Raw genomic sequence first — 10,224 nt, 5'->3', positions numbered from 1 at the left:
GAGATCATCACGGCGCTTCGCTGTATCGCGCCGGTTACCGCGATCAGAGGAAACGTAGACACCGGTGGCTGGGCGCTGCCATACGCGGAAACCGAGCTCGTACGCCTCGCCGGGCGAGCAATCTACGTGCTTCATGATCTCAAGACGCTGCAGATCGACCCGGTTGCCCAAGGCATCGACTTGATCGTGTCCGGTCACTCGCATGTTGCGAGGATGGAGACAGTGGATGGCGTGCTTTATTTGAACCCGGGCAGCGCTGGCCCACGGCGGTTCAAGCTGCCTGTCACCCTTGCGACGGTCGACATTACTCGGGGCAGCATACAGCCCTCGATGCGGAGCTTGGTAGGAGGCTGAACCAACTCAGCGACGCATAACATACGTCCGCGCCTATATCCGACCGTCTCCTAGTGGATGCTGCGGACCGAAATTGATGTTGAAATTTCGGACGGAATTCTCTGCCTCTCGCGGCTCGTTCAAGAGGCCCGCCTAACTTCCCCCCGAGCCGGTGGCTCCATTCGTCTGCCGGGCGGACATCGTTCCACCGGGGTCCGCCCGTCCAAATTTCGCCTCCTCCCCGACCGCCTCCACCAGCTGCCTGAGAAAGTTCACCAGGGCAGCCTGCGGATCATCGACCTCGCCGACGACCGCCGAAATGCCCCAGTGTCCAAGCACCGCCTCCTCCACGGGGTTTCGGCTGGCCATGAAGATGAACGAGGGAGGACGATCTTTTTCATAGCCGGATCGATGCCAGGTTTGCCAAAGGCGGTGCAACAGCAACCGGATATTCGGGTCGGAAAGGCTATAGCCTATGAAGAGGATCGTGCTACCAAGTGCATCCGCACGAAACCGCACATCGAGTGGGGAATTGAAGGAAAGCCGATCGAGGTAGTCCGTTTCGGTCAGGACAAGCGACGAATCATCGTCGAAGTCGCCATGGAATTTCACGATGTGGGTGACCCCCTGCCGGGCTTGCGCTACATCGCGTGCATTGGCCACTTTGACGTATCGCTGACCGTATATTTCGTAAGCCAGTTCCAGGTTCCGGTCGTAGTTCGTGGTATAGATAATGGGGAAATTGAGCATCACAATGAGGCGATGCAACTCCGATGTCTCAATGCGGTCCCTGGCGACCGACCAGTTCCTGTCCATCCAGCTGCGCAGTGGTCCGATGCTGCCATGCCTAATCCGATAGTACTCGGCCAGAGTTTGAAAACGGTCGCGCCGCATCGAAAATTCCTCATCGATCCCAAGTTCTTTTGCCATCTGCTCGATCAGCTTTTCCCAGGATGGAAGCCCAACGCTGATCGACACACCCGCTCCGACAAACAGGATCGCGCTACCGCGGCCGATCGCTTTTGCCAGTGATGCGAGCCCATCGGTCATAGATAGGAGCCGATGCTGGATGAGGCGCTCCAAGCAGTTGCAGCCGTGGCAGAAGGCATTGACATTCTCTTTCGGATCACTGGCATCGTCCGCGACCAAACCAGCAGAGCGACGCTGTGTTCCCACGGTGCAGTCCGAAACTTGCCGTCGGGGCTGGCGCGTCTGGTGACGACGTCTGTTGGAGCAGGGCAGCCGTTCGCGCCGAAGGCACAACCCGGAAGCCAGCAGAGATGTGAGGTTCCGATCAGAGGATCGAGCTTGCCCGTGGCCGAGCACCTTGGCTGATTATTCCTGGGCAAAAATTTATAGCCATTAACAAATCTAAGTGCGGGCGAGTTCCGGTCCCGTACATTCGCGAGGAAAGGAGGCTGAGATGAGCCAAAAGCACCGCGATCTGGACTATCTTATCCAGCACTATATTGAGTGCAGGAGAGGCAAACCTTGGCCGCTTTCGGTATCGGCGGCCGTCGTCGCGATACGCACAGTTTTCCGGGGTTGCCTCGCTTCTGATTATGAACTGGCCACGCTCATTGCAAGAGCTGCGGTCAGCCGAGGCCAGATTGTCGATTTCGACCTCAATGAGCCTGCACAGGCGGCATAGCGCCAGCAGGACACAGGTTACCTCGACAAATCCGCACGATGTGACAGAGACTCCTCAAGAGACTGGAGGTGGCTCTTCGGATCAGGTGCCGATAGCGCGTCACGAAGGCCCCACACAGCTCGTCACGCGAACACCAACACGAAACTGCGCCGAATTCCGTCAATAGCGGGGCTGTACCTGTTGCCCTGGCGCTCACAATTCAAGGCCGGCGGGTCAAGTCAAAGGCAATGGCACGTCCTGACCAGCAAGAAAACGCCCACTGCGTAAGGGATCAACAAAAGCACGACGGCCAACCAGTAACCAGGCTGAACCATCGCGGCCAAATCTGATCGAAGCTGCTCCATCGGCTGTCCAACGCAGGGCAGTTCTGCTTGTTCCTTGGCTGCGATCATCAGAGTCCGGCGGTCAAGCCGGCTCTTCCGGTCACTGGCGGGCTGCAGAAGAGGAAAGATATGCTCTCACCAAGAGCGCTGAGGGCACCTGCATTGGCAGACCACTCAAGGGCAGGCCAGCCCCGGCTGCTTCGCGCGCCTAATGCCTGCAACACTGTCGCTCCACGCATCAGGAACAAAGCAGCTCCTTGTTCGTTCGGTGCCCAAGAGCGGATCAACTCCCATGCAGAAGGTGTTTCGAGGAGCCATGGACCGTCGCCAGTTTCCCTTACCATCTCTGTGCCTCTTGATCCTGACCATTGTCGGGCTGGCACAAAACCCTGCGCGAGCCCAAGCGCCGTGCCCAGCCGACCACGAGAAGCTGCTCGCAGCCTTGAAGACCAATGTCAAGGCAAGCGGGGGCCCGGCGAATGGCGGCTTCGAGACCAATGAATGGGCGGCCGTCGTCGCCCGCGACGGGACGGTCTGCGCCGTCGCCTTCAGTGGACCTGCCGTCGATGCGCAATGGCCGGGCAGCCGGCTCATCGCCGCCGAGAAGGCGAATACAGCCAATGGGCTCAGCTTGGCGAACATGGCGCTCTCGACCGCCAACCTCTATGCAGGGGTGCAGCCGGGTGGGCCGCTGTTCGGTCTGCAGGCCACCAATCCCGTCAACCAGGCGGCAGCCTATGCCGGGGATGCCAAGACTTTCGGTAGCGCCCAAGATCCGCTGCTAGGCAAGCCGATCGGCGGCATTGTCGTGTTTGGCGGAGGCCTGGCTCTATACGACGGCAAAACGGTCGTCGGTGCACTTGGCGTCAGTGGCGATTCCTCCTGCGCCGACCACAATGTCGCCTGGCGCGTTCGCGCGGCGCTCGGCCTCGACAAAGTTCCGGCGGGCGTCAATCCCAATCGCAAGGATGCCATTATCTATGATCTCGATCCCGGTGGCAAAAGCGCCTCCGGGTGGGGCCACCCGCTTTGTGCCGGGCATGAGGCCGATGTCGCGGCCGAACTTGGTTCTGGCGTCGGAGGCTCGACGCCGAAATGAAGCGAACAGCCCAACCTGTCGCGCCCTGCGTTGTCGCGGTATGCGCCAACCGCTCGGCGGCACCCAGAAAATGTCTTGCGAGCATCTTTGCGATGCTGCTGCTGGTGTCCACTCCCTTACTGATGGCCGCTTCGGAAGCTCCGCCAACGCCGGCGATCTCGCCGCCGCCTTCCGCTGCGCCACCTGACGACGGGCAGTGGACGATGCCCGCCAAGAACTACGCGTCGACCCGCTACAGCGAGCTCACGGAAATCAACGAAGGCAACGCCAAGAACCTGCAGGTGGCCTTCACCTTCTCGACCGGCGTCAATAAGGGCCAGGAAGCGGCGCCGTTGGTCGTCGGCGGCACGATGTACATCGTGAGCCCCTTCCCCAACATCGTCTACGCGCTTGATCTCACCAAGCCGGGTGCGCCGATGAAATGGAAGTTCGAACCCAATCCCGAGCCGGCGGCGCAAGGGGTTGCCTGTTGCGATGTCGTCAATCGCGGCGCCGCTTTCGCGAACGGACGCATCTTCTTCAACACACTGGACGGGCACACCATCGCGCTCGACGCGAACACCGGTCAGCCGATCTGGAACGCCCATATCGGCAACATCAACATCGGCGAGACCATCACCATGGCGCCCTTGGTGGTGAAAGGCAAAGTGCTGGTCGGCAATTCAGGCGGCGAGATGGGCGTCCGCGGCTGGGTCAAGGCGCTCGACGCCGGCGACGGTCACGTCGTCTGGACGGCCTACGGCACCGGGCCGGACAAGGACGTGCTTATCGGCCCGGACTTCAAGCCGCACTACGACATGGACAAGGGCAAGGACCTTGGCGTCACAACATGGCCGCCGGAAGCCTGGAAGATCGGCGGCGGCAACATGTGGGGCTGGATTTCCTACGATCCGGATCTCAACCTGATCTTCCACGGCACCGGCAATCCTGGACCGTGGAACCCCGATCTGCGGCCCGGTGACAACAAATGGACGTCAGGCATCTTCGCCCGCGATCCCGATACCGGCGCGGCGAAATGGTTCTATCAGTGGAGCCCGCACGACCTCCACGACTATGATGGGATCAACGAGCAGGTCCTGCTCGACATGAACTGGCAGGGCAAGCCGCGCAAGGTGCTGGTCCGGCCTGAACGCAACGGCTACCTCTACATCCTCGACCGGACCACGGGCGAAGTGCTGTCCGCGAAACCTTTCGGCCCTGTCAATTCCAGCAAGGGTGTCGATCTCAAGAGCGGCCGTCTGATCGAAAACCCGGACAAGAAGACCGGGACCGGTAAAGTCGTCCGCGACATCTGCCCAACCGCGTCGGGGCTCAAGGACTGGCAGCCTTCCGCCTTCTCGCCGAAGACCGGGCTGCTCTATATTCCGCATAACAATCTGTGCATGGACGAAGAAGGCGTCGAGGTGAACTACATCGCCGGCACCCCCTATGTCGGCATGAACGTGCGCATGATCCCTGGACCCGGTGGCAACCGGGGCGCCTTCACCGCCTGGGACATCGCTGCGCAGAAGCCCGCCTGGAGCCTCAAGGAGAACTTCCCGGTGTGGAGCGGCGCGGTCGTGACGGCTGGCGATGTCGTCTTCTACGGGACGATGGAAGGTTGGTTCAAGGCGGTCAGCGCCAAGACTGGCGATCTGCTTTGGCAGTTCAAGACGGCGTCCGGCATCATTGGCCAGCCCATCACATATCGCGGTCCCGACGGACGTCAGTATGTAGCGATCCTGTCGGGTGTCGGCGGCTGGGCCGGCGCGATCGTATCGGGCGATCTCGATCCGCGCGACGCCACCGCCGCGCTCGGTTTCGTCAACGCGATGAAGGACCTCAAGGAGGCCACAACGGCGGGAGGCACGCTTTATGTGTTCCGGCTGCCCTGAACACTGGGCCGCGCGCCTGGCGCTCGGCATGGCCGCGCTCGCCTTGCTGTTCTTGCCGGTGGGAGCCAATGCCCGTGAACTGAGGGTCTGCGCTGATCCGAACAACATGCCATTTTCCAACGCGGCCGGTCAGGGTTTCGAGAACAGGATCGTTGAGATCGTGGCCGCCGATCTCGGTGCCAAGCTGACCTACACCTGGTGGGCGCAGCGCCGCGGCTTCGTGCGCAACACGCTGAAAGCCGGCCTTTGCGATCTCGTACCAGGCACGCCTGCCAACCTCGAAATGCTGCGCACCACCACACCCTATTATCGCTCATCCTATGTTTTCGTCACCCGCCAGGACGGTCCGGATGTGGCGTCCTTCAACGATCCGCAACTGCGCGCTATGCGGATCGGCGTGCAACTCATCGGCGACGACGGGGCCAATTCGCCCCCCGTTCAGGCGCTTGGCCGCCGTGGCATCGTCGGGCACCTCGTCGGCTACCCGGTCTATGGCGACTACTCCGCACCCAACCCCCCAGCGCGCATCGTTGAAGCGGTGGCGACCGGCGAGATCGATCTTGCCGTCGTCTGGGGCCCGCTCGCCGGCTACTTCGCCCAGAAGCAGAAAGTGCCGCTGCGCATCACGCCGGTCACCCCTCGCATCGACGGACCGCAGTTGCCCATGATCTACGACATCTCGATGGGCGTTAGGCGCGAGGACGATGTGCTACGTGGCGATGTGAATAGCGCGCTGGCCAGGCACAAGGCCGAGATCGACGCATTGCTGTCGCAATATGGCGTGCCGCGGCTCGACGGCTCGGGGAGTCCAGTGCGATGAGGCCGGGCGCCGCCATGCTCCTGTTTGCGCTCCTGACGCTTGCGGCATGCCAGCGCGAGGAGCGGGACACGCGCCCGCAAAATTCGCTCGGATCGGGCGAGCAGCCGACGCCTGTGACGACATTGGAACCCGGCGGACAGCGGGCTTCCGCCAGCGATAACAAGGCGGCGAGTTTCGAGGCCAACGCCTTCCACCTCAGCGAAGGCAAGCGGCTGTTCAGCTGGTTCAACTGTTCGGGCTGTCATGCCAATGGCGGCGGCGGCATGGGGCCGGCTTTGATGGACCAGAAGTGGCTTTACGGCAGCTCGATCGAAAGCATCCACGCTACGATCCGCGATGGTCGGCCAAAAGGCATGCCGAGCTTCCGCGACAAGATCCCCGATGACCAGATTTGGGAGCTTGCCGCCTTTGTCCGCTCGCTGAGCGGCAATGCGCCCTCGTCCGCCGCCCCGCAGCGCAATGACGACATGATGCCACATCCGTCGGAAAACCGCCTGCCGGACGCCGCCACACTGGGGAAATCACCGTGAAACGCCTTGCGTCGACCGGGTTCGGCACCACCTGCGTCTTGTTTCTGCAGGGATGCTCGGGATGGCAATCAGCGCTCGATCCGAAAGGTCCCGCTGCCAGTGAGCTGGCATGGCTCATTTGGTTTTTCACCGCGCTTTGCGCAGTGATCTGGGTCCTGGTGATGATCGCGCTTGCCGCGCCGCTGTTGATGCGGCCTCGCACACGTTCCGAGCCGCTCGCGCTCGACGCGGGCGCCGACCATCGCAAGTTGCGGGTCGTCGTGATCGCCGTCGGGCTGACTGCCGCGATCGTGGTCGGGCTGACCTTGCTGAGCTTCTTCGCCAACAGGACGCTAGCGGCGATCGGCTCGGACGCTGCGCTCACCATTCGCGTTACCGGCCACCAATGGTGGTGGGAGGTGCGCTACGAAGATGCCACGCCGAGCCGCATCCTGACCACGGCTAACGAGATCCACATTCCCGCCGGGGAGCCCGTGCGGCTTCTGCTGACCTCGACCGATGTTATCCACTCGTTCTGGATCCCGAGTTTGGCCGGCAAGCTGGACCTCATCCCCGGTCATATCAATGTACTTGATATCATGGCCGACAAGCCCGGCGTCTATCGCGGCCAGTGCGCCGAGTTCTGCGGTGCGCAGCATGCTAATATGGGCACCTTCATCATCGCCGAGCCGCGGGCAAAGTTCGACGCCTGGTGGAACGACCAGTTGCAGCCGGCTGGGCCCCCGACGAATGGGGAGGCCAAAAATGGCGCGGACCTGTTCCTCAAGCGCCCCTGCGTGATGTGCCACAGGATCGGCGGCACTCCAGCGGGAGGAACCGTCGCGCCTGATCTCACGCATGTAGCCAGCCGGCAAACCATCGCTGCCGGTACCTTGATGATGAGCCGCGGCAATCTGGCGGCCTGGATAGCGGATCCGCAAGGCGTGAAGCCCGGCTCCCACATGCCGGTGGTGGAGCTCAACGGCGACGAACTCAACGCCATCGTCGCCTATCTCGAGGGTCTGAAATGAGCAGCGCGGATCTGACGAGCGAACGCGACCTGCCGGAACGGGAGACCGCCACCGAAGGCGACGTTGCTCCCGAGCATGACGGACCGCGTGATACCGGCATGGACGACGCCAGCCTGCACCGCTGGCTGGCGCGGGCATGGCGCACGCCGCCCGGCATCATCGGCGCTCTGTCGAGCGTCGACCACAAGGTGATCGCAAGGCGCTATCTGATCACGGCCTTCATTTTCCTATGCCTTGGCGGACTGAACGCGGTCGCCATGCGAATCCAACTCTCAGGGCCGCAGCGTGGGCTGATCGGGCCGGACCTGTACAACCAGCTGTTCACGATGCATGGCGTCACCATGATGTTCCTGTTCGCCGTGCCTATCGTGCAGGCAACGGGGATCTATCTGGTGCCGCTGATGGTCGGCACCCGCAACATCGCCTTCCCGCGGCTCAATGCATTCGGCTATTGGGTGTATCTTTCGGGCGGCGTCTTTGCCTGGGTTTCATTCCTCCTCAACATGGCACCGGACGTCGGCTGGTTCGCCTATGTGCCTTTGTCCGGTCCCGAATTCTCTCCCGGCAAGCGCGCCGATGTCTGGGCGCAAATGATCACCTATACCGAAGTGTCCTCGCTTGCGGTCGCCGTCGCCACCATCGTGACCGTGTTCAAGCAACGCGCACCCGGCATGTCGCTGGACAAGATACCGCTTTATGTTTGGGCACTGCTGGTCACTTCGTTCGTCGTGGTCTTCGCGATGCCGGCAGTCATGATCACCTCGACCTTCCTCATTCTCGACCGGCTTGTCGGAACCCACATTTTCAATCCGGCGGAGGGCGGCGACGCCCTGCTGTTCCAGCATCTGTTCTGGTTCTTCGGCCATCCCGAGGTCTACATCATCTTCCTGCCGGCGACAGGCATGGTCTCCTCGATCATTCCCGCTTTTGCCCGGCGACCGACGTTCGGCCATCTCGGGCTGGTCCTTTCGTTGATCGCGGTCGGTTTCCTGTCGTTCGGCCTCTGGGTGCACCATATGTTTGCGACGGGATTGCCGAAGTTGGGGGCGAGCTTCTTCACGGCGTCCAGCATGCTGATCGCCATACCCAATGGCCTGCAGATCTTCTGCTGGCTGGCGACTTTGTGGGATGGCAGACCGGTGATCCGCACGCCGCTGCTGTTCGTCTTCGGCTTCTTCTTCATCTTCGTCATCGGCGGGCTCAGCGGCGTCATGCTCGCCTCGGTGCCGCTCGACCTGCAGGTGCACGACACCTATTTCGTCGTCGCCCACTTCCATTACGTGCTGATCGGCGGATCGGTATTCCCGCTGCTGGGCGCGGCCTATTTCTGGTTCCCCAAGATCACCGGCCGCATGATGAGCGAACGTCTTGGACGCTGGCATTTCTGGCTGGCCTTCATCGGCTTCAACGTGGCTTTCTTCCCGATGCATCTGGTCGGCCTGTGGGGAATGCCGCGCCGGGTCTACACCTATCCGGCGGAGCTTGGCTGGGGCAACATCAACCTGCTCATCAGCGCCGGCGCGGTGCTGTTCTTCTTGAGCTTCGTGCTGTTCACTTTCAACCTCGTGCACGGCGTATTGAAAGGCGTACCGGCCGGGGACAACCCCTGGGATGCCGGCACCCTGGAATGGGCAACGTCCTCGCCGCCTCCAAGCTATAATTTCACACGCATCCCGATCGTGACAAACGTTGAGCCGCTGTGGGCCGAACGAGACGCGCTTCCCGTCGCAACCGGCCTGCGCGTCGACGTGCGCGAGTTGCTCATCTCGACGGTGGCGGAAGCCCATCCCGACATCCGCGAGAAATCGGCGACGCCGTCAATCTGGCCCCTGCTTGCGGCGATCGCCGTGGGCGGCACTTTCCTCTACTCGATCTTCACGCCGTGGGCGGTCGTGTGGGGCGCCGTGCCGATCGCGGTCACGCTGGTCGGCTGGTTCTGGCCCAAAGGCGATCCGGAGGACGAGGAATGAACCAGCGACCCGTCGCCGACCTTTCCGGGCTTCCCACCTTTGGACATGGTCCGCGCAGCCCGACCTGGTGGGGCACGCTCGGCTTCATGGCGCTGGAGGGGACGGGCTTCGCGCTGGCGGCCGGCGCCTATCTCTACTTGGCAATGTCGTGGCCCAACTGGCGTCTGAGCGCCCCGGAGCCTAACCATTGGCCGGGAACGATCGTCACCCTCCTGCTGATCGCCAGCCTGGTGCCGAACCACATTCTCAATCGCTACGCCGAGCGTTGCGCCATTGTACCGGTGCGGATCGGCATGGTGGTGATGTCGCTGTTCGGTCTCGCCCCGCTCGTGGTGCGCTGGTTCGAGTTCCCGGCGCTGAATATCTATTGGGACACGAACGCGTACGGCTCGATGCTTTGGGTGCTGCTTGGACTGCACACCACCCACCTGATCACCGATGTCGGCGACACGATCGTGCTGACGGTGCTGATGTTCACACGCCATGGCTACAGCGGCCGGCGCTTCGGCGACGTAGGCGATAACGTCTTCTACTGGGATTTCGTGGTGCTCACCTGGATCCCGATCTACCTGCTCATCTACTGGGTACCGAGGCTAGGCTGATGCGCGCGCTGC

10 protein-coding genes are annotated in these 10,224 nt (G+C 62.1%); 9 read left to right on the top strand and 1 reads right to left on the bottom strand.

Annotation, left to right across the window (positions count from 1 at the left end):
- Positions 1-354, top strand: a 354-nt coding sequence (locus tag FJ960_RS28265) for a metallophosphoesterase family protein (protein WP_140718420.1), incomplete at its 5' end; no start/stop codon positions are given.
- Between the two features lie 132 nt (positions 355-486).
- Here FJ960_RS28265 and FJ960_RS28260 read toward each other — a convergent pair.
- On the bottom strand, positions 487-1,383 hold the full coding sequence (locus FJ960_RS28260) for an SIR2 family protein (protein ID WP_140718425.1): 897 nt from the start codon (positions 1,381-1,383) through the stop codon (positions 487-489).
- Between the two features lie 373 nt (positions 1,384-1,756).
- Between FJ960_RS28260 and FJ960_RS28255 the strand changes: the two genes are divergently transcribed.
- From FJ960_RS28255 to FJ960_RS28220, 8 genes are all read left to right on the top strand, one after another.
- Positions 1,757-1,984: a hypothetical protein gene (locus FJ960_RS28255; RefSeq protein ID WP_140506173.1), complete on the top strand. Its 228-nt coding sequence runs from the start codon at positions 1,757-1,759 to the stop codon at positions 1,982-1,984.
- A 639-nt stretch (positions 1,985-2,623) separates the two neighbouring features.
- A complete protein-coding gene (locus FJ960_RS28250; protein WP_181165883.1) occupies positions 2,624-3,406 on the top strand; it encodes a heme-binding protein in 783 nt (260 codons plus the stop codon).
- A gap of 122 nt (positions 3,407-3,528) precedes the next feature.
- On the top strand, positions 3,529-5,280 hold the full coding sequence (locus tag FJ960_RS28245; protein WP_281405567.1) for a methanol/ethanol family PQQ-dependent dehydrogenase: 1,752 nt from the start codon (positions 3,529-3,531) through the stop codon (positions 5,278-5,280).
- Positions 5,261-6,100: a substrate-binding domain-containing protein gene (locus tag FJ960_RS28240; RefSeq protein WP_140718419.1), complete on the top strand. Its 840-nt coding sequence runs from the start codon at positions 5,261-5,263 to the stop codon at positions 6,098-6,100. Before FJ960_RS28245 ends, FJ960_RS28240 begins: the two co-directional genes overlap by 20 nt.
- Complete coding sequence (locus FJ960_RS28235; protein WP_140506179.1) at positions 6,097-6,630, top strand: c-type cytochrome; 534 nt, start codon at positions 6,097-6,099, stop codon at positions 6,628-6,630. The genes FJ960_RS28240 and FJ960_RS28235 overlap by 4 nt, the downstream gene beginning before the upstream one ends.
- A complete protein-coding gene (coxB, locus tag FJ960_RS28230) occupies positions 6,627-7,640 on the top strand; it encodes a cytochrome c oxidase subunit II (RefSeq protein WP_140718418.1) in 1,014 nt (337 codons plus the stop codon). The genes FJ960_RS28235 and coxB overlap by 4 nt, the downstream gene beginning before the upstream one ends.
- Positions 7,637-9,610 carry a cytochrome c oxidase subunit I gene (ctaD, locus tag FJ960_RS28225; protein ID WP_140718417.1) on the top strand — a complete coding sequence of 658 codons (1,974 nt, stop codon included), beginning with the start codon at positions 7,637-7,639 and terminating at the stop codon, positions 9,608-9,610. The genes coxB and ctaD overlap by 4 nt, the downstream gene beginning before the upstream one ends.
- Positions 9,607-10,212 carry a cytochrome c oxidase subunit III gene (locus FJ960_RS28220; protein ID WP_027145372.1) on the top strand — a complete coding sequence of 202 codons (606 nt, stop codon included), beginning with the start codon at positions 9,607-9,609 and terminating at the stop codon, positions 10,210-10,212. Before ctaD ends, FJ960_RS28220 begins: the two co-directional genes overlap by 4 nt.
- Positions 10,213-10,224 lie beyond the last annotated feature (12 nt).

This window comes from Mesorhizobium sp. B2-3-11, assembly GCF_006442215.1.
Lineage (GTDB): Bacteria > Pseudomonadota > Alphaproteobacteria > Rhizobiales > Rhizobiaceae > Mesorhizobium > Mesorhizobium salmacidum.
Note: the sequence above shows the minus strand (reverse complement) of the source record. Positions and strands in the feature narration are given on the sequence as shown.

Excerpts from the sequence above, each read along its gene's own strand:
- FJ960_RS28255 (WP_140506173.1), top strand. The coding sequence starts at position 1,757 with ATGAGCCAAAAGCACCGCGATCTGGACTATCTTATCCAGCACTATATT.
- ctaD (WP_140718417.1), top strand. The coding sequence starts at position 7,637 with ATGAGCAGCGCGGATCTGACGAGCGAACGCGACCTGCCGGAACGGGAG.
- FJ960_RS28220 (WP_027145372.1), top strand. The coding sequence starts at position 9,607 with ATGAACCAGCGACCCGTCGCCGACCTTTCCGGGCTTCCCACCTTTGGA.
- FJ960_RS28250 (WP_181165883.1), top strand. The coding sequence starts at position 2,624 with ATGGACCGTCGCCAGTTTCCCTTACCATCTCTGTGCCTCTTGATCCTG.
- FJ960_RS28260 (WP_140718425.1), bottom strand. The coding sequence starts at position 1,383 with ATGACCGATGGGCTCGCATCACTGGCAAAAGCGATCGGCCGCGGTAGC.
- FJ960_RS28235 (WP_140506179.1), top strand. The coding sequence starts at position 6,097 with ATGAGGCCGGGCGCCGCCATGCTCCTGTTTGCGCTCCTGACGCTTGCG.
- FJ960_RS28240 (WP_140718419.1), top strand. The coding sequence starts at position 5,261 with ATGTGTTCCGGCTGCCCTGAACACTGGGCCGCGCGCCTGGCGCTCGGC.
- FJ960_RS28245 (WP_281405567.1), top strand. The coding sequence starts at position 3,529 with ATGGCCGCTTCGGAAGCTCCGCCAACGCCGGCGATCTCGCCGCCGCCT.